Origin of the sequence: Planococcus citreus (assembly GCF_003664125.1) — a bacterium.
GTDB lineage: Bacteria > Bacillota > Bacilli > Bacillales_A > Planococcaceae > Planococcus > Planococcus citreus.
The window spans coordinates 43,737-68,707 of record NZ_RCCP01000006.1; the positions used below are offsets into that span (position 1 = coordinate 43,737).

Below are 24,971 nucleotides of genomic sequence, written 5' to 3' on the forward strand. Positions count from 1 at the left end.
AAAGGGGTGTTTGTATGTTAGTAGAAGAAATCATGAAGAAGGATGTTTTCACGCTGCGCTCAGACCAGACCGTCCAAGACGTGCTGGATCTGTTCGAAGAAAAACGGATTCGCCACGCGCCCATCGTCGATGACGGGAAAGTGGTCGGCATCGTCACTGACCGCGACTTGAAAGATGCCATGCCTTCCATGTTCACGGTATCCCCGAAAGGCGAACCGTATAAAAAGAAAGTATCGGAGATCATGACCAAAAATCCGATGATCGCCCACCCGCTCGATTTTGTCGAAGAAATCGCCTTGCTGTTCTATGAACAGAAGATCGGCTGCCTGCCGGTCGTCAGCCAAAATGAACTTGTCGGCTTTCTGACAGAAACCGACTTATTGTATACGTACATCGAATTGACCGGCGCACACCAACCCGGCTCTCAAATCGAAATCAAAGTCCCTAACCGTTCAGGCGCACTCTATGAAGTGAGCAAAGTGTTCTATGAGCACAAAGTCAATGTATTGAGCGTACTCGTCTACCCGGATCGGGAAGACAATTCCAATAAGATCCTGGCTTCCCGTATCAAAACGATGAACCCCATTTCCATTATTGAAGATCTGCGCAAAGAAGGTTTCGATGTCTTATGGCCGAATCTCATGCAGGAATGAAAAAACACGCTGTCTTCATCTATTCAGAAGATCAATTGGGGTATAAATTTTCTGATACGCATCCGTTCAACCAAAAACGGCTCATTCTTACCATTGATTTACTTAGGGAAATGGACGCCCTTCCAGAGGATTTGATTGTGCCTGCACGGACTGCAACAGATGAAGAACTATTGCTCGCGCATGACCAGCGCTATATCGATATCGTCAAGAAAGCAAGCCGCGGCGAAATCACTCCGGAAGCCGGGGAAGGTTACGGCATCGGTACGGAAGATACGCCGATTTTCGAGAATATGCATGAAGCGAGTGCCCGCTTGGTGGGCGGCACATTGACCGCAGTCGATCAAGTGATGGAAGGCAAAGCCGAACATGCCTTGAATCTCGGCGGCGGTTTACACCACGGATTCCGAGGAAAGGCGTCGGGATTTTGCATCTATAACGACAGCTCGGTCGCCATCCATTACTTGAAAGAAAAATACGGTGCACGCGTCCTCTATATCGATACGGATGCCCATCACGGCGACGGCGTGCAATGGTGCTTCTATGATGACCCGGATGTATGTACCGTGTCGATCCACGAAACGGGACGCTACCTATTCCCCGGCACCGGCAATATCAACGAACGCGGAAGTGGCCAAGGCTATGGCACTTCATTCAATTTCCCGATCGATGCCTTCACTGAAGATGAATCGTTTTTGGAAATTTACCGGACCGCCATGCGTGAAATCGTCGAACATTTCAAGCCGGATGTCATTTTAAGCCAGAACGGCGCTGATGCACATTATTTGGATCCCTTGACCCATTTGAGCAGCACGATGGAAATCTACCGCGAAATCCCGAAAATCGCCCATGAATTGGCGCATGAGTTTTGCGACGGCAAGTGGATAGCGGTCGGTGGCGGCGGCTATGACATCTGGCGGGTCGTACCCCGTGCTTGGTCGCTCCTATGGATGGAAATGAACAGCCATCCGTTGCCGCATGGAAAGTTGCCTGAAGCATGGCTCAAGCGCTGGCAGCCTGAATCCCCTGTCCCTTTGATCGAGACATGGGAAGATCCGGAAAATATGTACAAGCCGATTCCAAGAAAAGCGGAGATCACCGAAAAAAATCAGCAAATGCTCGATAAGGCGCTGTATATGATCCGCAATCAATAAGCCACGCTTTATTTAGTCGGAATATTCCGCAGTTTGAACAAAAAGACCGCCCTTGCTTGAGGATTGGATTCAATCCCCTCGCAAGGGCGGTTTTCTATTGAATAAACGTAATCAAAGAAATCTATTGATGCCTAGTGGACTGACGTTCTTCCAAGCGATAAGGCAGAACGACTTGGTTTTCTTCGATTTCTTCGTTGTTCATGTACTTTGTCAGCAAGCGCATCGACACCGCACCGATATCGTATAGCGGCAATGCCACAGCCGTCAACATCGGTCGTGCCATGCGTGCAAGCTTCGAGTTTTCGTAAGTGATGACTTCAACGTCTTCCGGAATCTGTTTGCCGAGCGCTTCCACTGCATGGATGACGCCTATGGACATTTCATCGTTACTGACGAAATAAGCTGTCGGTTCAATCGATTCCAGTTCACTCACAGCTTCCAGGCCTTCTTCATAGGTGTTATTGCATTCGACGACAAGGCGCTCATCATAATCGAGCCCTGCTTCCTGCAATGCATCCTGATAGGCTTTCAGCTTATGTTCACGGTTGATCTCGGACGATAACGGCCCTGAAATATAAGCAATTTTCTTATGCCCGCTGTCGATGAATTTCTTGACCGCTTCATAGGCAGCTGCATAATAATCGATATTAACGGAAGCGATCGATGCTGTATCATCGATTGAACCCGCCAATACGATTGGTGTTGGGGAACGTTCCATCTCCTTGCGCAATTCATCCGAAATGACATCGCTCATGAAGACAATGCCATCCACTTGCTTGCCGAGCATCGTTTCAAGCAATTGAAGCTCTTTGTTCGGATTTTGGTCAGAATTGGACAGGATGATATTGTAGCGGTACATCGTCGCGATATCTTCAATGCCCCGTGCCAGTTCAGAATACGTGCTATTCGATATATCGGGTAAAATGACGCCGACCGTTGTTGTTTTCTTGCTCGCCAATCCGCGAGCTACGGCATTCGGACGATAGCCGAGTTCTTCGATCACTTTCAATACTTTTTTTCTTGTGGCTGGTTTTACATTCTGGTTGCCATTCACTACCCGGGATACGGTAGCCATGGAAACATTTGCCTCACGTGCCACATCATAAATCGTAACGGTCATTTTGCGCCCTCCTGTTCCATTCTTTCATTCAATGATACGATAACCGCTTTATGAATATCAACTCTTATTATGTATTGCAGCAGCGCTTATCGGGAAAGTTCATGAAACTGTCCATCTTTAAGCCCTTATTCCATGACCTTTCCCCGCTGCCTGCCTTTTAAAACACAAAAAAGCCGGAACGAGTCCGGCTTTTGCTCATACTTTCAATTCGTACTGCTTCATGAATTTCATCAATGAATCGTAGTATTCATCGAATTGCGGCAAACTCATTTGCTGCTGTGCGTCAGAAAGTGCGACTGCAGGATCTGGGTGGACCTCTGCCATCACGCCATCAGCTCCGATAGCGATTGCCGCTTTAGCTGCAGGCAATAGCAAATCGCGGCGGCCAGTAGAATGCGTAACATCCACGAAGACCGGCAAATGCGTTTCTTGTTTCAAGATCGGCACCGCGGAAATATCCAGCGTGTTGCGCGTCGCTTTTTCGTATGTGCGGATGCCCCGCTCGCAAAGGATGATCTGGTCATTCCCGTTAGCGATAATGTATTCAGCTGCCTTGATGAACTCATCGACCGTTGCAGACATGCCGCGCTTCAAGAGCACCGGTTTGTTGATCTGCCCAACAGCTTTCAATAGTTCGAAGTTTTGCATATTGCGTGCGCCGACCTGAACGACATCCAGGTAATCCAATGCTTCTTCCAGATGATGCGGTGTCACGATTTCTGTCACAACGCCAAGCTTATATTGATCAGCTGCTTTTTTCAGCATCTTCAAGCCTTCTAACCCTAGTCCTTGGAAATCATATGGCGATGTACGCGGCTTGTAAGCCCCGCCTCGGATCAGTTTCAAGCCTTTGTCGCTGATAGCTTGTGCTACTTGGTCAACTTGCTCTTGCGACTCAACAGCACATGGGCCGAAGATAAACGATGGTGTGCCTTCGCCGATGTTCTCGCCGTTGACGGAAACGATTGTGTCTTCCGCTTTTTTCTTGCGGGAAACGAGAAGTGCTTTGCGGCTGTCCTCTTCTTGCATATCGAGTGCCGATTTGAAGATTTCCTTGAAAATATGATCGACCGTCTTTTGATCGAGTGGACCATTGTTATTGTCTTTCAATAGATTAAGCATATGACGCTCGCGTAATGGATCGTACTTAGTAGCGCCTTGCTTTTCCTTGATTTTCCCGATCTCTTGGATCACGGAAGCTCTCTCGTTGATAAGAGAAAGAATTTGCAGGTTTACTGCATCCACTTGTTCTCTAAGCTGTTCCAATTCTGTCTGACTCATTCTCCACTTCCCCTTTCAAGAGTGACCCTATAATAGGTGTCATATTAACACGATATGACCATTATAAGCAAACTATTCAGCAAAGTCACGAAATATGTTTAGCGATTCAACGCGCTAAAGCGTTTTCATGAGGAATTTTGAAGGTAGAATGTACACATGGCGGGGCGCACAGCCGTTTCAGGAAATATTTTTTCCATAGAAAAACGGATGGAATAAATCCATCCGCTCTTCCTATTATTGCATTTGGGCTAGGCGATGAATGCTTCCATCGCTTTGCTTTTGATTTTATTATGGCTCGCATGCCAGTCAACTTGCTCGCTGGCAAAATGGAAGAGTTGAGGCGATTCATGGCGAACCCCTGTGATTTCCTCGATAGACGTCGAAAGTTCTTTGTCTTCCTGGACGACGAGATAAAGGAATAATTGATGGGGATGCAATGATGCATACTCTGAATATTCTTTCCATGCGCCTGCTGAGACCGGGCAAGTGCTGCTATGTTTCAACAGCCAATAATGCTGTTCATTGCCGACCGCTTGCTTAAGCTCATCCAAGTTTCTCACATGTACGAAGTTTTCCATTTCAACCGCTCCCAAAATTAATTCTTTTTGTTCTGATTGCTTTGTGGATTTGAAGATCCTTTTGCATTCGAGGAGCCTTGTGAATTAGAAGACCCTTTAGCATTTGAAGATCCCTGCGAACTTGAAGTTCCTTTTGCAGATGAAGACCCTTGTGAAGATGCAGAGCCTTTAGCGCTTGAGGAAGATTTTGCATCAGCCGATCCTTGAAGGCTTGCAGAGGCATTTGTGCCCGCTGACGTCTTCGAGTCGTTATGGCTTGATTTGTTTTCTTCTTTCACTTCTTCAACCGCTTCTTTCAAAGCATTGGCTGTAGATGTGAATGCATCGTTTCCGGCTTTGTCGCCGTTATCGACTTTGTTTTGTACTGTCTCGAGCAATTCAACACTTTCTTCGCCTTCAGATGAAGCAGTGCCGTCATCCATCGGTGAATTGTTGCCTTTCATGTTCTTCACTTTATCGACCACTTTTGTCGACTGTTCTTTCAATTGCTGCGTGAAGCCAGGGCCATCATTTGAATCGCTTGAGTCCTTCGACTGCTGCGCTTTTTCTTTGATAGTAGTCGCTTGCGTCTTCAAGTCAGCTTGCAATTCTTTGCCTGCTTTAGGCGCGAAGAACAATGCTGCCGCCGCTCCGACAAGACCGCCGACAATCATGCCTGTCAGGAAGCCGGATCCGCCGTTCGATTCTTCGTAATCGTATAGATCGTCATAGCGGCTTGATGAACCGTAGGATTGCGGTACATATTGGCTTTGTTCATATTGCCCGCCTTGGTCGCTGTATTTGCCGCCTTGCGTATAGTACTCGCCATTGTACTGGGATTCATTATAATTAGGTTTCGAATAAGTATTTTTATTTTTTCCCATTGTCCATTCCTCCATTATGTTGGTGATTAGATGGTATTAATACTGGTCGCTGCTGCCTGGCAATTTCTTCTGGCCAGGAACCGGCGTGTATTGCTCTGTGCTGCGTGTTTGGTATACTTTGCGCTCTTTCCATTTATCAGCAATGCCCATTGCAACATTGCTCCACTGGACCACTTGAGCAATTTTATCTTCGTTCTGCTCAACTTGCACGCCGACGCGTGAAGTGATGTGGCGTACTGTAGAGTTCAGGTCTGTTACAGAGTTTCCGACGCCTTTGACCGCATCGACGACACCGTTCAATTTCTCTGATTTGACCGTGATGTCTTCAGCGAGTTCGTTCGTCTTATGCAATAGGTTTGTTGTCTCCAACGTAACCCCCTGCAATTGATTCTCCAGCCCTGAAACAGTGCCGGAAACCTCTTTTAATGTGTTCTTGAGTGAGTTCAAAGTCATCGCCAGCGCTACGCATAGAATTAAAAATCCAACAGCGGCGACAATCGCGGCAATGTAAAGCAAGATTGACCAATCCATTCTGTTTCCTCCTTCGGTTTAGTTAAATTTCGTATACCTGTTTTCTACCCTGCCCTATACGGGTTTAAACACGCCTCTAATATTATTCGGCAAAAGCTTTTAAATGCCTCCCTGCTTAACCAAACATTTTTGTATTTGCGACGCCTTTTTTGTCTCCATAAGAAAAAAGCCTAACCATATGTAATGGTTAGGCTTTTTTCGGCATTGCTAAAACTTCTTCATATGCTTGCTGGAATTTCGTTACATCTCCAGCTCCCATGAAAAGATATACTGCATTATTATGGACGGCCAGTTTTTCGACATCTTCCAATTGTAGCAGCTGGCTGCCTTCGATTTTTTCCTGAAGGTCCCGGATCGTCAAAGTGCCGGCTTCTTCTCTAGCAGAACCGAAGATATCGCATAAATAGACATGATCTGCTTCCTGCAGGCAATCAGCAAATTCCTGGAGGAAGGTTTGCGTACGGCTGAATGTATGCGGTTGGAAAATCGCGATCAGTTCGCGCTCAGGATACTTCTGGCTCGCCGATTGCAAAGTGGCGCGGATTTCCGTCGGATGGTGGGCATAATCATCGATCAAAACGCGATCATCGATGACTGTCTCCGTGAAGCGGCGTTTAACGCCTTCATAGCTCACGAATTGGCGCTGGATGATATCAGCAGGGATGCTTTCATACTGGCATAGCGAAATGACAGCGAGTGCGTTCAGCACAGCGTGGTCGCCGTACATCGGAATGGTGAACGTATGGAAGAATTCATTGCGGATGACCACATCGAATGTCGTGCCTTCCGTTGTTTTGACGATATTACGTGCCTGAAAATCATTTTCCTCGCCAAAACCGTAATAGACAACCGGCACCGGCGCTTGAATCTGCTGCAAGTATTCGTCGTCCCCACAAGCGATGATGCATTTCTTCACTTGCTGCGCCATTTCCTGAAACGCCTTGAAAACATCGTCAATGCTGCCGAAATAATCGGGATGGTCGAAATCGATATTGGTCATGATTGCATAATCCGGGTGATACGCCAAGAAATGGCGGCGGTATTCGCATGCTTCCGCTACGAAGAAATGGGAATCTTCCTGGCCAGATCCTGTCCCATCACCGATCAAGTACGAGACCGGCTTATAACCGTTCAGCACATGCGCCATAAGCCCGGTCGTCGAAGTTTTCCCGTGGGCGCCGGTGATGGCGACCGATACGTATTGCTTCATCAAATCGCCGAGGAATTGATGGTACCGGATGATGGTTGCGCCGCTTTCACGGGCTTTGACCAGCTCTGGATGTTCGTCGTTAAATGCATTTCCGGCAACAATTGTCATATCCTGAGAAATGTTTTCGGGATCGAAAGGCAAAATCGTGATGCCTCTCTCCCGCAGCCGCTCTTCCGTGAAGAAATGCTGCGCGATATCAGAGCCTTGCACCGACTCGCCCATATCATGCATGATTTGGGCCAGAGCGCTCATGCCAGAGCCTTTAATGCCCGTAAAATGTAATACTGTCATAAATGAACCTCCTGTGGGAGTGGAAAATTAGTCTAGTCAAACCGCCTGTGCGGAATCAATAGCTGGGTGGTTTTTCACAATGCTCCGATTATATCACAAAGTATGGAGGCACTGAAATAATCAATAATTCCTGTAATTCTGGCGGCTTCTAGGTTCAACGGAACACTTCTTCGATATCGCTTTCCGTAATTAGCACCGTTCTCGCTTTGCTGCCATTCTGTTCGGAGATGAAACCATATTCTTCAATCAAGTCCATCAAACGGGCGGCCCGGTTATAGCCGATATGGAATTTCCGCTGCAAAAGCGAAGTCGATGCGCTTCCTTGCGACATGATGAAACGGCAGGCTTCCTCGAATAAATCATCCTGTTCGGCAGGTGACTGGCTGCGCTGGATCAATTCCTCTTCTTTGAAGATATAATCAGGCTCGCCTTGTGCACGCACATGGGCGATGACTTTTTCGATTTCATCATCTGTTACAAAAGTTCCCTGCAAGCGGTTCGGAGCGGCCATGCCATTCCCCAAATACAGCATGTCCCCTCGCCCAAGCAAACGCTCTGCTCCTTGGGTATCCAAAATCGTCCGGCTGTCCACTTGCGACGAGACAGAAAAAGCGATGCGCGTCGGAATATTGGATTTGATCAAGCCTGTAATGACGTCTACAGACGGGCGTTGGGTGGCGATCACCAAATGGATTCCGCAGGCGCGCGCTTTTTGAGCAATGCGGCAAATGGAATCTTCCACATCAGAAGGTGACATCATCATCAAATCGGCCAATTCATCAATGACGATCAAGATATACGGCAGATGCTGTGCCGGCTGCCCTTTGTCATTGACCATTTTATTGTAACGATCTAAATCGCGGACACCAGTATGGGCGAAAAGCTGATAACGGCGTTCCATTTCCTCCACGGCCCATTTCAAAGAAGCGGTCGCTGCCTTAACATCTGTAATGACGGGGCTGACCAAATGCGGAATATGATTATAAGGAGCCAGTTCCACCATTTTCGGGTCAATCAACAGCATTTTCAAATCGCGAGGCGAAGATTGGTACAGCAGGCTCACGAGCAGCGAGTTGATGCATACGCTTTTCCCGGACCCTGTAGCGCCCGCGATCAGGCCGTGTGGCATCTTACGCAAATCAAGCGTGACCGGATTCCCGGCCAAGTCGAGGCCGAGCGCTGCTTCAAGCGGTGAATCCGAAGCCTTGAAATTCGGGCTTCCGATAACTTCCGACAAACGCACTGCGCGGCTTTGGCGGTTCGGAATCTCGATGCCAATCGAGCTTTTTCCGGGAATCGGCGCTTGAATGCGGATATCACGGGCTGCAAGCGCCAATTTCAAATCATCGGCCAAGTTGCGGATTTTGCTCACTTTAATTCCTTGCGCCACACGCAGCTCAAAACGGGTGACGGCCGGCCCTTGCACCGTTCCGACAATCTCTGCCTTGATCTGGAAATGAGACAAAGCTTCGATAAGGCGCTCGCCTTGTTCTTGCATCCACGTTTCATCTTTCAAGTCATTTTCAGGCTCTAGCAGATACTCATGGCCAGGCAATTGATACCCGGTATAGCTTTTTTCATCATCATTTACAGGTTCAGCTGCGGTTTTCTCTATTAATGCCGTTTTTTTTTCCGCTGTCGGTGCTTGCTGTTGTTTCGGCAAACGATCTTTATCCGATTTCAACATCAACACATTGAATGGCACTGTTCGTTCTTTTTTGCCTTTTTCCTGTGCTTTCGCTTGCGGCAATACCGGTTTCGGCTCCGGGCTATGTATAGGTTTTTCACGCTCGGGTTCCGGCTGTGACGTTTGTGCCGTTTCTGCATGTGTTTCCGATTCCGTTACAGGCGGTTCAACAATTGCTGTTGGGCCGCCTTTGCCTGTATCTTCCTCGGAGACTCCGCCATTCTCTTCAGCGTTGCCAGCATCCGCCACCTCGTTCGATGGCTGTTCTTGCTCGGCTGTGCGGTAAACCCTCACTTCCGCTTGTTCAGGTTCTTGTTCAAGCGTTTTTTCAGGTTCTTGTTCCACTTTTTGGTTTTTCGGCAATAAATCCTGAAGGCTGCGGTCTGCCCATTCATAATGGGGTTCAGGCTTTTTTTCAGGTTGTTGGTCTTCTCCCATTTCTGCTTTTTCATGTGTTTTTTCACTGATAGGTTCAGTTTCTGGAGCTTGCTCATTATGCTCTACAGGCTTATATACCGTTGTTTCCAAATTAGAACCTGGTTTTTTTGACTGCGGCAAACGGTCGTCACTTTTTTTGTACAATTCTTGCAGGCTGCGCTGCGACCAATCATTTTTGCGTTCAAGCTCTGCTTTCTTTTTCGCTTCCTGTTCCAATAATTCATCGATTGGCGTCGGACGGTCTGTAAATCCATGCACAGGGGAAGCTACACGCGTCGGCTGGAAGCGCCGCGTCGTGTTACCTGGAAGATCAAGGCCCTGCGGTTCAGCTGTTTTGGGCACATGGGGGCGTTTTTTCTTATTGCGCCCTGCATTTGGTTTCGGCAATTTCCCGCTCGGTTCCAAAGCATCGAGTTCATAAGTCTTTTCTTCCGTTGCTTTTAAAGGAACATCAACACGCGGCTTTTCTTCACGCCGTTCGGGTTTGCGGTTTTCTACAGGCAAGCCTTTTGCTTCTTCGTCGGAAATGAGCGGAAACCGGAATGGCGCCGGCTTGCTTTCCTGCGGTTTCGGCTCAACGTGCTGTGTTTCTTCACTGCGCACGAACGGCTTTTCTTCTGTTTCAGTGTCTTCTGAGAACATTTTATTCCACATGTTTTTCATCCAGCTCATCGTTACACCTTCATTTCAAATGGAGATCCTGTTTGCGCATCTTCCGGCAATACCAAAATTCCTTTTTCCGCCGGTGCATCCGGCAAGTCCAATTCTTTCGCAGAGCAAATCATGCCGCTAGAAGCGACGCCGCGCAATTCTGCATCGCGGATGACCATACCGGAAGGCATAACCGCCCCGACTTTGGCGACGACCACTTTTTGGCCAGCCTCCACATTAGGCGCGCCGCAAACGATTTGCAAGGTTTCTTCGCCGACCGCCACTTGGCACACATTCAATTTATCCGCATTCGGGTGCTTGTCTTTCGACGCTACATAGCCGACAACGAATTTCGGTGTCAAATCAACTTCCAGCGTATGGGAGACGCCGTTTTTCTCCAATGCATTTTGAAGCGCTGTCACGAGTGCTTCCGTCACTTCCACAGGCTGCCCTTCCGGCAAATCTGCGTAATCGCTTGCCTGGAACAGGTTGAAACCGGCGATTTCCTGTTGGTCATTTTTGATCAAGGTTACATCCCCAAATTGTTCTGTGTGGATTTTATCCGGTTTTTCCAATGTCAATTGAACGAGCAGCACGTCGCCCACGCCTTGTTTGTTATAGAATGCATTCATTTTTTATCGTTCTCCTTCTCGGGTCTGTTTTTCGCTAAGATGAATATCGGTTCAAGCGCCTCGTTTTCATAGACGAACGACAAGGACGTAATCGGCACTTTGCCGTTCGTGAAGAAATGCATTGCCATCTGGGCAAGCACATCGTATCCGGTCTCGTTGCGGATATCCCCGATGATCAAGACGTCTTGATGGGGAACTGAGACTGTCATATCCCCTTGTACTTTCTTTTTCATATCTTTCAAAAATGTTTCATTCAAGATGCGCGTGGCATCATAACCATCATTTTCGTTCAGGAAATAGAAGACATTTCCTGCCACATGGTCTTCTTTGACAGCCGTTTTCAATTTTTTCACTTGGAATTTAGCGATTTCCTGCACTTGATCGGCTGTCAGCGCTAGGTTTTCCAACACTTTTTCATCAATTAACCGGTAAGTCTTCCCGGCATCGAGAGCGTAATAAATACGTGTTTCTGCCGTGTGGGGCGATGTCAGGAAACGATGGCCTTCACGCGATTCTTCCGGAAACGAAGTCGAGCGGATGACCGGGTAAATATGCTGCTCGCCCGGCAATTCCCCTTCCGACTCGCGTTCCATCGCCTGGAAAGTTTGGGAAATCGTGTAGGCGATTTCTTCAATTGCTGAATCGCCTTTTGTTTCGAAACGGTTGATCACTTGCGGCAAGGAAATGGTCATGCCTTTCCCCAGCTTTTTATGCCTAACATTTGCGATATCTTTTTGGCGGTCCAATGTCCAGCTCAACTGGTCATTTGCAACCCGCTCTTTCAGTATAGTAAATAACTCGGCGGATTTCATTCCTAATTTCCTCCTTTTCACAAACAAACGGTTCATCCTGCACACAGGAGAACCGTTTGCCCTTTTATTTCGACAGGTTGGAGATAAACGATTCAATTTCCTCCTGCGTCTTGCGGTCGCGGCTGACAAAGCGCCCTTGCTCGTCGCCTTCACGGAATCCAAGGAAACTCGGGATTCCATAGATATCTTTTTCGATGCATAGGTCGATGAATTCGTCCCGGTCGACCGAGATAAAAGTATAGTCGCTGAATTTTTCTTCAATGTCAGGCATGATCGGATCGATCACCCGGCAATCCGGGCACCATCCGGCCGTAAACATGAAAATGACGTTCTCTGAGTTTGCCAGTTGCGTAAACTGCTGGACTGACTGCAATTTTTCCATATCGTTCACTCCTCTTTTGCCGCTTCGATGGAACGGGCAGTTTTCATCATCCATTCCATATGGTTTCGAAGCGCGGCTTGTTCTGTAATCGTTGAAAGTTTCGCGCCTCCGGAACTGACCACCAATTCATAGCGGTCTTCTGCAATCGTCCGGACCGTGACGAAACCGAACCGGCCATGCTGGCTGAATTTCTCATCAGCAAGCCACGTTTCTTCCGGATTCGCTTTTTGCAAATCGTAGAAGAACGTGCTGTCCGGTGCTTCGTTTGGGTTGAGGAACAACGCAAACGCTTGGCTGCCGCGGGTGATCAATACATTATGATCATCTGAAGGCTGTTCCACTTCATAGCCCCCGGGAACATACAGCTCCGTTTCGCCGGCGGTTTCGTTCGGTTCCGGCGCCTCCTCTTCAAATGCCGCCCTGGCGCTTGATACGCCTTCCACCAGCTCGTCCTCTGGACTGACACAGCCAGCGAGGATCAGGACTGACGAAAACAACATCATTTGTAAACCCATTCGAAGCACAGCATTTCCCCCTCTTTTTCTCCATCAGCTGCCCGTTTCCTGACTCATGCAGAAAAACGGGCTTGGTTGAATAAGCTTTTCTTTTCTAGCTACATTTTAAAGATGTTTAAGGGCACATGCAACTTAATCGCTGTTTGCCTGCCATTGCCCGAACAATAAGACGATGATTTGTGAAAACATCTCGACCCGGTTCAGCTTGCCGGCAGTCAAAATGCCGATCGCTCCTTTATGATGGCGGATTCCCGTTTCTTGTGCATAGCGGTCCATGACAGGGCCGAGTTCTTCGCCAGCTCGCAAAAGCATGGCAATTTCCGCAGGCAATGGCACTTGCGCACCGCCTGCAACATATACAGCACCACTAGACGTCACGAGGGCTCCCCAGTTGCACAAATACAATGTCCCGTCGAGTTCAAAAACACCGCCCTCCAATCCGATTGCTGCGTCACAATCCCCAAGCACATGATGGGCGCGATTGATCGCTCCGGCTTTGGTTTCTTCAATGGAAAATGGCTGTGCTGAAACACCTGATTGTGCTTCTTGTTGATTGATTTCTGCCTGAATGCCCAACTTCTCAAGAGCTGATGCGACTGCCCCGGTTTTAGCCGGATTGGTCGATGCCACACATAATTTCATTTCTCTCTCTCCTTTGCATCGCGGTAAATTTTTATTCACAACTAGATAAAAAGCGGCCCGGGGGCCGCTTTTCGTCAGACGTTTTGTTTGATTGTGTCAATCGTCGACTGGTCTGTAGCTTTCACCAATTTCACGAGCAGCTCTTTGGCCGCTGCGTAATCGTCGGTGTGGATGACCGAGGCGGAAGTATGGATATAGCGCGAGCAGATGCCGATGACGGAACTCGGAATGCCTTCGTTGGCGATGTGGACTTTTCCAGCATCTGTTCCGCCTTGCGAAACGAAATACTGATAGGGGATGTTATGTGTTTCAGCAGTATCGAGAATGAATTCACGCATGCCGCGATGCGTGACCATCGTGCGGTCGAGGATGCGCAATAGCGCCCCTTTCCCTAACTGGCCGAATTCGTTCTTGTCCCCTGTCGCATCGTTTGCCGGACTTGCGTCCAGCGCATAAAAGATATCCGGCTGGATCAAATTGGCTGCCGTCTGCGCACCGCGAAGGCCGACTTCTTCCATGACCGTCGCGCCGGAGAACAATTGGTTCGGCAAGGACTCGCCTTGCAATTCTTTGAGCAACTCAATCGATAAGCCGCAGCCATAGCGGTTGTCCCACGCTTTTGCCATGATTTTCTTGTCATTGGCCATCGGCGTGAACGGGCTGAATGGGACGATTTGCTGTCCAGGGCGAACGCCCATCGACAATGCATCATCCTTATCATCTGCGCCAATATCGATCAGCATGTTCTTGATGTCCATCGGCTTTTGGCGCGTTGCCTCATCCAGTAGATGCGGCGGGATCGATCCAACGACGCCCGGAACGATGCGGTCTCCTGCAACTACGTCTACACGCATGGCGAGCATGACTTGATTCCACCAGCCGCCGAGCGGTTGAAAGCGCAGCATGCCATTATCGGTGATTTGCGTTACCATGAAGCCGACTTCGTCCATATGGCCGGCTACCATGACGCGCGGCCCGTCTTGTGCGCCTTTTTTGACGCCGAATATGCTGCCGAGATTATCCGAGATAATGTCGTCCGAATATTTTTCAAGCTCGCTGCGCATGAACTTGCGCACGGCATGTTCATTGCCGGGTGCTCCCGGAAGCTCGGTTAAGGTTTTAAACATCGCTCTTGTATCCTGGTTCATATGAATTCCCCCTTGATAAGATATGTATGTGCATCCTTTATCAGTTTAGAGCTTTTTCCTTGTGAATGCCAGTTCAGGTAGTTCGATTGACGAAATATTTTGAGTGCTTGCAGTTCGTTGCGTGCATATTTCCGCTTTATGGTACAATTTAGCCAGAATGCAAAGGAGGGGTTTTCATGAAAAATCGTGATTTGCTCATTGGATTTGCTGCCGGCGCTGCCGCAGCCTATATCGCAAAGGAAGTTTACGAAAACAAACAGACGCTCTACCCGGCCGACGATGTGTTGAAGAAGGTCAAACAGTCTTTTAAAGAGGAAGGCCCGATCGACGGTTCGTGGATCTTTATGAAAACCGAACCTTACAACCAGCATGCGGTCAAAACCGAAGTGTATAAAGGCGGCATCACGCGGCATCGCGACGATGAACTCGAGCAATATGAGTTTCTGGCCGACGCCTATACAGGGGCTGTCTTGGAAGTCACCAAATCATAGAAGACCTACGTTAAAACGCCCTGCGGATATATGCCGCAGGGCGTTTTGCCTTCTTTTTATTCAAACACTTTTTCTTTGCGTTCGAGCGCGTCGACCACTTCTTTTCCGTCCTCGTTCCATTTGATGAGGCGATAAAAAGCATCGTGATAGAAGCTAAAATAGAAATTGCCCGGCAGCGCTTCTTTCATCAATTTGTCTTTTGCATAGATCGAATCCATCGGGTAATCGTCGAATGCCAATACCCACAGCGGATTTTGATGGGCATGGGTTGGCATGATATCGCCCATATGGAGAATCGTCTCCCCGTTCTGTTCGAACTTGATGACGCTATGGCCGTTTGAATGGCCGCCGGTGTGAATCATGGTGATCGCATCGAATACGGTCACTTTGTCGGTAAAGGTTTCGACCTGTCCGGTGATTGGCTCCCAATTTTCTTTCCAATACGTATTGCGTGAGCGGATGTTCGGGTTTTGCATTTCTTCCCATTCCACAGCCGATACGTAAATTTTTGCGTTCGGGAACGCAGAGACGTATCCTTCGCCTTGTTTTTTCGTCAGGCCGGCCGCATGATCGCCGTGAAGATGCGTCATCAACACCGTGTCAATATCTTCTGCAGACAAGCCGAGCTCTTCTAGTTCCTCTTCCACACGCGACTCCGAGGAAACGCCTAGGTTGCGCTTTTGGCGATCGGTCAATTTGCCATTGCCGAGTCCGCTGTCAACAAGGATATTATGGCCATCGAACTGGACCAAAATCGGATGCGTCGGCAATTCGATCTGGTTCTGCCCATTTGCAGGATAACGTTTCGACCACACCACTTTCGGGACCACGCCAAACATCGTGCCTCCGTCGAGCCAAGTCACCCCACCATCAAGCCAAGTTAACAACATATCGTGAAATTGAAATTTCTGCATACAAACTCCCCCTTATGAGTTGATGTTACGCTTGGAATTTCGCCTCCAGCCGGTAGATCGGCTGCCCTTTTTTCAAAAACTTCTCTTCATATTCCGTCATGATGTTCCATTCCGGCTCGTTGGCGTGAAGATCCAGCGATACATTCTTCAATAACATACCATATTCGGAAATGCTCGTGAGCGAATATTCAAAAAGTCCGCGGTTATCGGTCTTGAAATGAATTTCGCCTTCTTCAGGCAACACACGCTCATACAATTTCAGGAAACTCTCATGAGTTAAACGTCGTTTCGCGTGTCGCGTCTTCGGCCAAGGATCCGAAAAGTTCAAGTAGACGCGATCGATCTCGTTTGCTTCGAAGAACGTTTCAAGCTCTTGTGCATTCACTTGCAACAGACGCAAGTTCGGGATGCCGCCTTCTGGCTCTAACGCCCCTTGAAGCGCCGTCACGATCACGCTTTCAAATAATTCAATTCCAATGTAATTGATGTCCGGATTGGATTGAGCCATGCCTGTAATGAAGCGGCCTTTCCCGCTTCCTGCCTCAATGTGGATCGGGCGATCATTGCCAAACTCTTCGTGCCATTTGCCTTTCAACGCTTCCGGATTGGGAATGACGATTTCCGGATGGGCTTCGATCAACTCTGCCGCCCATGGTTTATATCTTGCTCTCATGTATAGACATCCTCTTTCTGGTTATAATTTTGCTTGTTGCCATTGTGTGGCTGAAACACAAAACTCGAGTGGTTCTTGCGCATCCGCCATTCCTGCATCGTCCCCGTCCACATGACGCGGCACTGGGCGATCCACGGCGAGCGAAAAATGCTTGCCGCTGAACTGCACGACTTCCGGAAATTTCGTATGGCTTCCGCTAAATACCGTACCAAAAACGGCCAGTAGTTTCAATCTCGGCAGGCGGTGGACGACCGTCAGTTCGAGCAGGCCATCGTGGACAGACGAATTAGGTGAAATCTTCATACCCCCGCCAAAATACGCTTGATTGCTGACAGTAGCAAGCCACACATCCTCATAATGATAAACCGTTCCAGACGATTCGACAGTGAGACGGAATTTCTTAAACGCAAATAAGGTCGTGACGACAAAAACCAAATATGCCAATTTGCCGAGCCCGAACTTATTGAGCCATAGCTTCGTCCGCGAACGATTGACAGCATGCGCGACGGCAGCATCAAAGCCGATGCCCGAACTGCTGGCAAATAGCTGCTCCGGTTGAACGCCTACTTGCCCGATATCGGTCAGCAATCCTCTAGGGTTTGCCAAAAAACGGCTGATTTCCTGCGTGGTGGAAAAACAACTGAAGCTGCGCGCGAAATCATTGCCTGAGCCGGCGGGTACCGAAGCGATGAATAAAAGCTCAGTCCCCGCCGATGCTGCAGCAATTTCACGCATCGTCCCGTCTCCGCCGAAGCCGATCACCAAGGTCTTCCGTGCCCTTGCTTTCAATTGTTCAACTATTTGAAATGCATGCCCTGGAGAACGGGTGATGAATTGCTCGAAAGGAAAATCGATCGTTTCGGAAAACTTGCGCCATTTCCTAAATGCCGCCCCGTTGCCGGCTGTTGGGTTAATGATAAAGACAATTTCCATATTATTTTCCCTGGCGCTTAAGCGCCGCCTTTCAATGGATAAGTTTGAATTTCTTTGTATCGCGGAGTTTCCCGCGGATGAATCTCGAATAGAGAGAACGAATCGACCGCAAATTCCAGCTCTTCCAGCTGCCAGTTTTCCGACAAGCTTCCGCCTTTCCAGCGGCTGGCAAGCGTAATATGCGGCACAAACGGTTTCGGGTCAGTAACAAGCTCCAATGGCTCCAACTGTTGCTGCACAGTGTGTTGAAGTTCCATCAATTCAGGGCTGTCAGCCAGTGCGGCATAAACGATGCGCGGCGTTTCGGGATTGCCGAACGTCTTCACGCCGGCGAGTTGCAAACAAAATGGCGCTTGATCGATTTGCCCGAGCCGTTCGGCAATCTCTTCCAATTCACCGAAACGGTCTTCGCCGATAAACACCAAGGTAATATGCATATCACCCGGTGGTGTCAGGCGCTTATGCGTGGACAAATTCCAGGAATCTCTCGCTTGCCCGATTTTTTCTGCTGTTTGCCCGGGAATCCGGATTCCAATAAAATAATGCGTGCTCATCGTCATCACCTCTATTCATTATAACTGACGGGAACAAAAAAAGGACCAGCTCTTCACTGGTCCTGGGATTGCATAATAAGTGCAGGAATCAGGAAATAACGCCCAATTTAATCCGCGCTTCGAAAGCCTTTTGAAGTTTGCGCGTCAATTCGCCAGGCGAGCCATCCGCAATTTTCTGTCCGGAAATCTCAATGACCGGCATGACTTCGGAAGTTGTCGAAGACATGAAGAATTCATCCATCTCAAGCGCCTGCTGCTTCGTGAACGCCGTTTCTATCACGTCGATGCCCAGCTCGTCGCATAGCTCGAAGATGACGCGTCTTGTGATGCCGTTCAAGATCAAGTTGGTCGCTGGGTGTGTGTAAAGAACTCCGTCTTTGATGCCGTACATATTCGATGATGAACCTTCCGTCACCGTATCGCCGCGGTGAAGGATCGCTTCGAAATAACCTTCTTCATAAGCCTGCTGTTTCGCCATCACATTGCCGAGCAAGTTCAAGCTCTTGATGTCGCAGCGCAACCAGCGCACGTCTTCGACCAATAGCGCTTTCACGCCGTTTTCCAGGAATTCCACAGGGCGCTCGACCGATTTCGTGTACCCGACCACAACCGGTTCAGCATTTTCGGGAAATTGATGATTTCGCGGAGCCGCTCCCCGTGTAATCTGGACATACACTTGGCCATTGTCGATCTGATTCAATTCAACCAAGTCGTGGAGCATCTTATGGAACACGTCTTTCGTGTAAGGAACCGTAATGCGGATTTTCTCTGCACTGGCATAGAAACGGTCGATGTGTTCCGTTGCCGTGAACAAATCCCCTTCATACACGCGGATGACTTCGTAAATTCCGTCGCCGAACTGATACCCGCGGTCTTCTTTTGAAATCTCCAAATCCTGTTCTTTTACAATCTCGCCGTTAGACAAAATCCATTCCATTGCCATTCCTTCTTTCCTGTAATTATTTGCAAGCCAATTGATAAATGGCTTCTGCATATATCGCTGTTGCTTTTACCAAATTGTCGATATCGACGAATTCATCGGCTTGATGCGCGACATCGGGTTCTCCCGGAAACAACATCCCGAAAGCGACGCCTTTATCGAGCACGCGTGCATAAGTCCCGCCACCGATCGCCAATAAGTCTGCCGGTTCGCCAGTCTGCTTCTCGTAAGCCTGTTGCAGTGTTTGAATAAAAGGATCCGCTGCATCCACGTGATGCGGCTTGGAATTGGATACTATATCCACTTCAACGCCGTCTATTTGATGGCCAGCCATCAAATCATCGAATGGGCAGCTGACCGAATAGCGCATGCTGACGCGCACATCGGCACGCTCTCTTGCTTTATAGCGCATGATTCCGGCATTGAATGTCGTGTCGCCGGACGCGTCATCCGAATACAAGAGACCGAGCTTGTGCCCTCTGGAATCGCCGCTGAAATAATCGGCGATAAAGCGGATGAATTCTCCACCGTTTCCTGTAACTTTATCCTGCAAAAATTTCGCGAGCAGAATACCGGCATTGACGCCTGCGTCGGGTTCCATGGCGTGTGCCGATTTGCCGTATACGGTCAACACAGTTCCAACAGCATTCGGCGTACAGTCCCCTGACACCTTTTCCGTTTCGCAAAACTCCCGGAAAGCTGCATCCATCTCGCCGCTGGCCAGTGTTAGCTTTGCCACCGCACGGTCAGGCACCATATTGGTCCGTTCCCCTGAAGTAAATTCTAGCAATTCGCCGGTTTTTGCAGCACCCAGTGTGTACTGGATATCCGCGATGCCTTTTTCCGCATTGATGATCGGAAAATCCGCATCCGGCGCAAATCCGATATCCGGCATTTCCTCTGTCTGGAAATAACGCTCCACACAGCGGAAGCCGCTTTCTTCATCAGTACCAATGATCAACCTGACGCGGCGCTTGAATTCGAATCCTGCATCCTTGACCATTTTCAGCGCCAACCATGCAGCGATGGTCGGGCCTTTATCATCGATGGCTCCGCGCCCGAATAATTTCCCGTCGGCGATCTCGCCTCCGAACGGGTCTTTTGTCCACCCGTCTCCGGCTGGAACAACATCGACGTGGCCGAGAATTCCGAGAAGTTCCGGCCCTTTGCCTGTCTCCAAATGCCCTGCAACATTGGCGATATTTTTCGCCTTAAACCCTGCACGCTCGCCTTTTTCCAAAAACCAATCCAGCGCTTGCCGAACTTCTTTTCCGTAAGGAGCGTCAGGATTTCCGTCTTCGCTTAATACGCTCGGAATTGCGATCAACTCCTGCAATTCACTGAGCAATTCTTCTTTACGCCGCTCTGCTTCCTGCTGCCAATCCATGCCTCACACTCCTTTTTGTTATGGCTATTGTACACCTTTTTCAAATAATTTAAAGAACAGTCGGTTATTTTCAGGCACTTTTTTCTATTTCATTCATATTAAGTTCCAGTAAAGAAAACCCGAAATCATGGAATTCAAAACGTTTTTCCGCTATAATCAAATTGTCAGACAAGTCAAATTGACGGATTTTCTAAAAAAAGGAGCTGTCTACCGCTATTATTCCTTAATCGCTGTATACACCACACTCACGCGTCCGCTAGTCTTTGCCATTGGTACTAAAGATGAAGGAGTGGTTCTTAACTTATGAAACCCACAACTGACCGCATGCTCATTCGAATCAAAGACATGTACAAGTACATTCTCGAGAACGGGACTGTGACCACACAGGATCTGGTCGATGAATTCGGCATCACTCCTCGCACCATTCAAAGGGATTTGAATGTGTTGGCCTTTAACGAACTGATAGAAAGCCCAGTTCGGGGCAAATGGACAACGACGGAGAAAAAAGTCAAAATGACGTCTTGAAAACAAAGAAAATGACCGCAAAATTGCGGTCATTTTCTTTGTTTTAATTTAGTTAATTCATCTTCCGTCAATTCGCGGTATTCCCCTAAAGCAAGCGTTTCATCCAGCGGGAGCGGGCCCATCGCCAAACGCTTCAAAAATACCACTTGCTTGTTCACGCTTTCGAACATGCGCTTGACCTGGTGGAATTTGCCTTCCGTAATGGTCAATTCGATTTCGGATTCTTCCCCGCTGCGTAAAATGTTCAGCTGTGCAGGCTTTGTCTCGTAACCATCATCAAGCACGACGCCTAGTTTGAACGCTTCTATATCTTCATCCGTTACGGGGCTGTTGATTCTCGCATAATAGGTTTTATCGACATGCTTTTTCGGCGACAATAGCTCGTGTGCCAATTTGCCGTCGTTGGTGATCAGCAGCAGCCCTTCCGTATCTTTATCGAGGCGCCCGACCGGAAACGGTTCGAAGCGCTGCTCGTCTTCTGTCAGCAAATCGATGACGGTTTCATCAAAGCGGTCTTCTGTCGCTGAAATGACGCCTTGCGGTTTGTTCATCATCAAGTAGATAAACTCCCGGTAGACGACCGGTTCACCAGCGACCGAGATTTCATCTGTTTTCTCATCGACATGAAACTTCGGATCGCGTACCGTTTCGCCGTTCACTTCCACCGCTTTCGATTTCAGTAAGATTTTCACTTCTTTTCTTGAGCCGAATCCTGAATTCGACAACAATTTATCGATTCTCATATCTTTTCCTCCTAGAAGCCGAAGCGTCTTGTAATGCGCGTAATTCTCGCGCCGAGCAGCTTCTGGGCAAGCCCTGTCTTCAAGCTGAGGTATCCGTAGACAATAGCGCCCACTCCACCGATCAGGATGATGCGGATCATCGACAAGAATTTATTATCCATGCCGATAATATAATCGAGGCCGTTCATTGCAAAATACACAGCGAACGCCATGACGGCATTCAAGATGAGAATGAGCAAAATGCGGCGGAAGACCATTTTCGAGCGGTAATTCATCGTCTTCGAAATGACGATCATGTTCATCGTGATTGCAACCACGTAGCCGATGATCGTCGCAACGATTGCGCCGTCCGTCTCGAACCACATGATCAGCGGCGTATTCAACAATGCCTTCAGCCCGAGGCCGATCAGCAAGTTGATGATGATCCATTTTTGTTTATTGATGCCCTGCAAGATGGATGCTGTCACCGGGAATGCGGCAAACAAGATCGCGACCGGCAAATAATGCGCCAAAATCTCAGAACCGATATCACTGACTTTGTAGAACACGTGATACAGCTCATCCGACAGCATCGTCATGCCGATGACTGCAGGCAAGGTCAAGAACAAGATCAACTGGAACGACTGATCCAATGTTTTGGTTACTTGCAAGTGTTCGTTGCGCGTGAAATGCTTCGTGATGAGCGGGATGAGCGCCATCGAGAAGCCTGTCGCGAGCATGACCGGGATCATGACCAGTTTATGGGCAGTCAAATTCAAGATCCCGAGAAGGTCCGTCTCCATAATATTATTGCCGGCTGCCATTGCCCGGTTGAAGGTCATCAAATCGACGAACTGGAACAAGGGATTGGCGATGCCGAGGAAAATGACCGGTACAGCGTACAACAGGATTTCGCGGTACATATCACGCAACCGCACGTCGTAGGATTCAACGGATGTTGCAAGCAAGTGATTGTATTCCGGCTTCTTTTTGCGCCAGAAATAATACAAAGTGACAAGTCCGCCAAGCGCCCCGACTGCAGCCGACAAAACGGCGAACTGGATAGCGGTCTTCGGCGTGCCATCAAAGAGATAAATGACAGCGAACGCGCCGCCAAGCAGGAAGATGATGCGGACAATCTGTTCGATCAATTGCGACACGGCGGTCGGCATCATATAGTTATAGCCTTGGAAAAAGCCGCGCCATAGGCTCATGAACGGCACGACGATCAATGCGAAGCTGACCCAACGGATGGCGTCCGCGATATCGTTTACCGAATAGATGCGCTCGTCTTCCGAAATGGTGACGCGCGCAAGCGGTTCAGCCAGCAGATAAAGCGCCAAAAACGACACAATGCCCGTGACCATCATCGTCAGCAAGCCTGAGCGCAATAATCGCCTCCCGGTTTCGTAATCCCCGAGTGAATTGTATTTAGCCGTGAACTTGGAAAACGCGATCGGCGCACCGGATATCGCCAGTGCAAGCATCAAGTTGTACGGTATGTATGCATACTGGTAAAGTCCGATATTATCTGCTCCCACCATGCTGTAGAACGGGATGATATAGATGACGCCGAGCACTTTCGACAGAAATAAACCTAAAGTTAAAATGGCGGTACCTTTAATTAATGAGGACATTTTGCACTCCCTGACTTTGTTCAAAATAAAAAGCAATCTACACGATAGTTTACACCTATAGACAAAATTACTCAACGTGTTTTGCCTCATCGTGTATACTGAAAAGAAAAACGAAAGTGAGTTTTTATTATATGTATGACATCATCATCATCGGCGGAGGCCCTTCCGGCTTGATGGCTTCCATCGCCGCCGCTTCGAACGGCAAGCGTGTGCTGCTCGTCGAAAAAGGCAAAAAGCTCGGCAAGAAATTGATCATCTCCGGCGGCGGCCGCTGCAATGTGACCAACCGCCTGCCGTTGGAAGAAATCGTCCGCCACATTCCCGGGAATGGCCGTTTCATGTACAGCCCGTTTTCAGTCTTCAATAATGAAGACATCATCGAGTTTTTCGAAAACCTCGGCGTGGCGTTAAAAGAAGAAGACCACGGCCGCATGTTCCCTGTGTCAAACCGCGCACAAGACGTGGCGGATGCGATGTTTGGCGAGATGGATCGGCTCGGCGTCGAGCGAAAACTCGATTCCCCCGTCAAAAGCTTATTGATGAACGACGATAAAGTGACCGGCATCCGCCTGCACTCTGGCGAAGAATTCGAATCGCACGCAGTGGTTGTCGCAGTCGGCGGAAAAGCGGTGCCGCAAACCGGATCGACCGGAGACGGCTACCCGTGGGCAGAAAAAGCGGGACACACGGTCACCGACCTCTATCCGACGGAAGTTCCTTTGTTGTCGAATGAACCGTTCATCAAATCACGCGACCTGCAAGGGCTTGCCCTGCGCGATGTCGCTGTCACGGTGCTCAACAAGAAAAACAAAGCGCTCGTCACGCACCAGATGGACATGCTGTTCACCCATTTCGGGCTGAGCGGGCCTGCCATCCTGCGCTGCAGCCAGTACGTCGTCAAGGAAATGAAGAAAAATGGCGGCCAAGCGGTCACCGTCCGCATCAATTCCATGCCGGATGACAACGCGGAATCGGCTTTCCAGCTGCTTAACAAGCTAATGAAAGACGAACCGAAAAAAGCGTTGAAGAACGTTTGGAAAAGCTTGGCCCAGGAACGCTGGTTGTTGTTCCTATTGGACCGCGCAGGCATCGATCCACAATTGACCGGCGCTGAATTGCCGGCAGATAAAGTCCGTGCGCTGGCGGCTGAAATGACGGCCTTCACGATGACTGTCTCCGGAACACAGCCGATTGAAAAAGCCTTTGTCACAGGCGGTGGTGTGTCGATCAAGGAAATCGAGCCGAAGACGATGCATTCGAAGAAAAAGCCCGGCTTGTTCTTCTGCGGCGAGATCCTCGACATCCACGGCTACACCGGCGGCTATAATATCACGTCCGCCCTTGTCACCGGACACGTCGCAGGAAAAAACGCAGCCGAGTTCGCTGCTTCTTATCAAACCGAAAGCCCCATTGCTTAAGCAATGGGCTTTTTTCTTTGGAATGAAATTGAAAGGGCAAATGAGAACTCACTTCTTAAAGTAGACAGAATCAAAGATAGCGGGAGTTTTCTTGTAAAGATGTTACTGAACATTGAAGTAAGTTTCTTCTTTGTATTCGCCACCTTGCTTTGGATTGGCCTCTTGCAGGAAGCCAGGAAGACCACCTGTCTT

At 48.8% G+C, this 24,971-nt stretch carries 26 protein-coding genes; 5 read left to right on the forward strand and 21 right to left on the reverse strand.

Annotation, left to right across the window (positions count from 1 at the left end; all coding sequences use genetic code 11):
* The first annotated feature begins 14 nt into the window (after window positions 1-14).
* Entirely contained in the window at window positions 15-653 is a 639-nt protein-coding gene (locus DFR62_RS15225; protein ID WP_121301158.1) for an acetoin utilization AcuB family protein, read from the forward strand.
* Window positions 629-1,804, forward strand: coding sequence for an acetoin utilization protein AcuC (locus tag DFR62_RS15230; RefSeq protein ID WP_244201661.1), 1,176 nt, complete (start codon window positions 629-631; stop codon window positions 1,802-1,804). Before DFR62_RS15225 ends, DFR62_RS15230 begins: the two co-directional genes overlap by 25 nt.
* A gap of 121 nt (window positions 1,805-1,925) precedes the next feature.
* Here the strand turns inward: DFR62_RS15230 and ccpA are convergent, their stop codons facing one another.
* The 13 genes from ccpA to DFR62_RS15295 all read right to left on the reverse strand — a co-directional run bounded on the left by ccpA (window position 1,926) and on the right by DFR62_RS15295 (window position 14,585).
* Entirely contained in the window at window positions 1,926-2,924 is a 999-nt protein-coding gene (gene ccpA, locus DFR62_RS15235; protein WP_121301159.1) for a catabolite control protein A, read from the reverse strand.
* A gap of 195 nt (window positions 2,925-3,119) precedes the next feature.
* The gene (locus tag DFR62_RS15240; RefSeq protein ID WP_121301160.1) at window positions 3,120-4,205 is read right to left on the reverse strand and encodes a bifunctional 3-deoxy-7-phosphoheptulonate synthase/chorismate mutase; all 1,086 of its coding nucleotides are present in this window, start codon (window positions 4,203-4,205) and stop codon (window positions 3,120-3,122) included.
* A 248-nt stretch (window positions 4,206-4,453) separates the two neighbouring features.
* The gene (gene ytxJ, locus DFR62_RS15245; protein WP_058381123.1) at window positions 4,454-4,783 is read right to left on the reverse strand and encodes a bacillithiol system redox-active protein YtxJ; all 330 of its coding nucleotides are present in this window, start codon (window positions 4,781-4,783) and stop codon (window positions 4,454-4,456) included.
* Between the two features lie 17 nt (window positions 4,784-4,800).
* Window positions 4,801-5,646: a YtxH domain-containing protein gene (locus DFR62_RS15250; protein ID WP_121301161.1), complete on the reverse strand. Its 846-nt coding sequence runs from the start codon at window positions 5,644-5,646 to the stop codon at window positions 4,801-4,803.
* A 36-nt stretch (window positions 5,647-5,682) separates the two neighbouring features.
* Window positions 5,683-6,177 carry a DUF948 domain-containing protein gene (locus DFR62_RS15255; RefSeq protein WP_058381125.1) on the reverse strand — a complete coding sequence of 165 codons (495 nt, stop codon included), beginning with the start codon at window positions 6,175-6,177 and terminating at the stop codon, window positions 5,683-5,685.
* Between the two features lie 187 nt (window positions 6,178-6,364).
* Entirely contained in the window at window positions 6,365-7,678 is a 1,314-nt protein-coding gene (gene murC, locus DFR62_RS15260; RefSeq protein WP_121301162.1) for a UDP-N-acetylmuramate--L-alanine ligase, read from the reverse strand.
* A gap of 154 nt (window positions 7,679-7,832) precedes the next feature.
* Window positions 7,833-10,475 (reverse strand): DNA translocase FtsK, encoded by a 2,643-nt coding sequence (locus tag DFR62_RS15265; protein WP_121301163.1) that lies wholly within the window; start codon window positions 10,473-10,475, stop codon window positions 7,833-7,835.
* 2 nt (window positions 10,476-10,477) lie between these two features.
* Window positions 10,478-11,086, reverse strand: coding sequence for a YtpR family tRNA-binding protein (gene ytpR / locus DFR62_RS15270; protein ID WP_121301164.1), 609 nt, complete (start codon window positions 11,084-11,086; stop codon window positions 10,478-10,480).
* The gene (locus DFR62_RS15275; protein ID WP_121301165.1) at window positions 11,083-11,898 is read right to left on the reverse strand and encodes a DUF1444 family protein; all 816 of its coding nucleotides are present in this window, start codon (window positions 11,896-11,898) and stop codon (window positions 11,083-11,085) included. Before DFR62_RS15275 ends, ytpR begins: the two co-directional genes overlap by 4 nt.
* A gap of 64 nt (window positions 11,899-11,962) precedes the next feature.
* Window positions 11,963-12,280 carry a thioredoxin family protein gene (locus tag DFR62_RS15280; protein ID WP_121301166.1) on the reverse strand — a complete coding sequence of 106 codons (318 nt, stop codon included), beginning with the start codon at window positions 12,278-12,280 and terminating at the stop codon, window positions 11,963-11,965.
* Window positions 12,281-12,285: 5 nt separating this feature from the next.
* Complete coding sequence (locus tag DFR62_RS15285; protein WP_121301167.1) at window positions 12,286-12,795, reverse strand: hypothetical protein; 510 nt, start codon at window positions 12,793-12,795, stop codon at window positions 12,286-12,288.
* 132 nt (window positions 12,796-12,927) lie between these two features.
* Window positions 12,928-13,437 carry a DUF84 family protein gene (locus DFR62_RS15290; protein ID WP_121301168.1) on the reverse strand — a complete coding sequence of 170 codons (510 nt, stop codon included), beginning with the start codon at window positions 13,435-13,437 and terminating at the stop codon, window positions 12,928-12,930.
* A 74-nt stretch (window positions 13,438-13,511) separates the two neighbouring features.
* Complete coding sequence (locus DFR62_RS15295) at window positions 13,512-14,585, reverse strand: M42 family metallopeptidase (protein ID WP_058381132.1); 1,074 nt, start codon at window positions 14,583-14,585, stop codon at window positions 13,512-13,514.
* A 176-nt stretch (window positions 14,586-14,761) separates the two neighbouring features.
* On the opposite strand from DFR62_RS15295, the gene DFR62_RS15300 reads away from it, so the two are divergent.
* Window positions 14,762-15,076, forward strand: a complete 315-nt coding sequence (locus tag DFR62_RS15300; protein WP_058381133.1) for a PepSY domain-containing protein — start codon at window positions 14,762-14,764, stop codon at window positions 15,074-15,076.
* A 56-nt stretch (window positions 15,077-15,132) separates the two neighbouring features.
* Here the strand turns inward: DFR62_RS15300 and DFR62_RS15305 are convergent, their stop codons facing one another.
* From DFR62_RS15305 to pepV, 6 genes are all read right to left on the reverse strand, one after another.
* The gene (locus DFR62_RS15305) at window positions 15,133-15,990 is read right to left on the reverse strand and encodes a YtnP family quorum-quenching lactonase (RefSeq protein ID WP_121301169.1); all 858 of its coding nucleotides are present in this window, start codon (window positions 15,988-15,990) and stop codon (window positions 15,133-15,135) included.
* Window positions 15,991-16,015: 25 nt separating this feature from the next.
* Window positions 16,016-16,663, reverse strand: a complete 648-nt coding sequence (gene trmB / locus DFR62_RS15310) for a tRNA (guanosine(46)-N7)-methyltransferase TrmB (protein ID WP_121301170.1) — start codon at window positions 16,661-16,663, stop codon at window positions 16,016-16,018.
* A 21-nt stretch (window positions 16,664-16,684) separates the two neighbouring features.
* Window positions 16,685-17,596, reverse strand: a complete 912-nt coding sequence (locus DFR62_RS15315; protein WP_121301171.1) for a diacylglycerol/lipid kinase family protein — start codon at window positions 17,594-17,596, stop codon at window positions 16,685-16,687.
* Window positions 17,597-17,613: 17 nt separating this feature from the next.
* Entirely contained in the window at window positions 17,614-18,150 is a 537-nt protein-coding gene (gene thpR, locus DFR62_RS15320; protein WP_121301172.1) for an RNA 2',3'-cyclic phosphodiesterase, read from the reverse strand.
* 88 nt (window positions 18,151-18,238) lie between these two features.
* Window positions 18,239-19,087 (reverse strand): D-amino-acid transaminase, encoded by an 849-nt coding sequence (gene dat / locus DFR62_RS15325; RefSeq protein WP_121301173.1) that lies wholly within the window; start codon window positions 19,085-19,087, stop codon window positions 18,239-18,241.
* A gap of 22 nt (window positions 19,088-19,109) precedes the next feature.
* Window positions 19,110-20,477: a dipeptidase PepV gene (pepV, locus tag DFR62_RS15330; protein ID WP_121301174.1), complete on the reverse strand. Its 1,368-nt coding sequence runs from the start codon at window positions 20,475-20,477 to the stop codon at window positions 19,110-19,112.
* A 303-nt stretch (window positions 20,478-20,780) separates the two neighbouring features.
* Between pepV and DFR62_RS15340 the strand changes: the two genes are divergently transcribed.
* Entirely contained in the window at window positions 20,781-21,002 is a 222-nt protein-coding gene (locus tag DFR62_RS15340) for a DeoR family transcriptional regulator (protein WP_121301176.1), read from the forward strand.
* A gap of 29 nt (window positions 21,003-21,031) precedes the next feature.
* Here DFR62_RS15340 and DFR62_RS15345 read toward each other — a convergent pair whose 3' ends face one another.
* A complete protein-coding gene (locus DFR62_RS15345; protein ID WP_121301177.1) occupies window positions 21,032-21,745 on the reverse strand; it encodes a pseudouridine synthase in 714 nt (237 codons plus the stop codon).
* Between the two features lie 11 nt (window positions 21,746-21,756).
* Window positions 21,757-23,361 carry a putative polysaccharide biosynthesis protein gene (locus DFR62_RS15350; protein WP_121301178.1) on the reverse strand — a complete coding sequence of 535 codons (1,605 nt, stop codon included), beginning with the start codon at window positions 23,359-23,361 and terminating at the stop codon, window positions 21,757-21,759.
* Window positions 23,362-23,492: 131 nt separating this feature from the next.
* Here DFR62_RS15350 and DFR62_RS15355 point away from each other — a divergent pair, with 131 nt between their 5' ends.
* A complete protein-coding gene (locus tag DFR62_RS15355; RefSeq protein WP_121301201.1) occupies window positions 23,493-24,779 on the forward strand; it encodes a BaiN/RdsA family NAD(P)/FAD-dependent oxidoreductase in 1,287 nt (428 codons plus the stop codon).
* The last annotated feature ends 192 nt before the right edge of the window (window positions 24,780-24,971 follow it).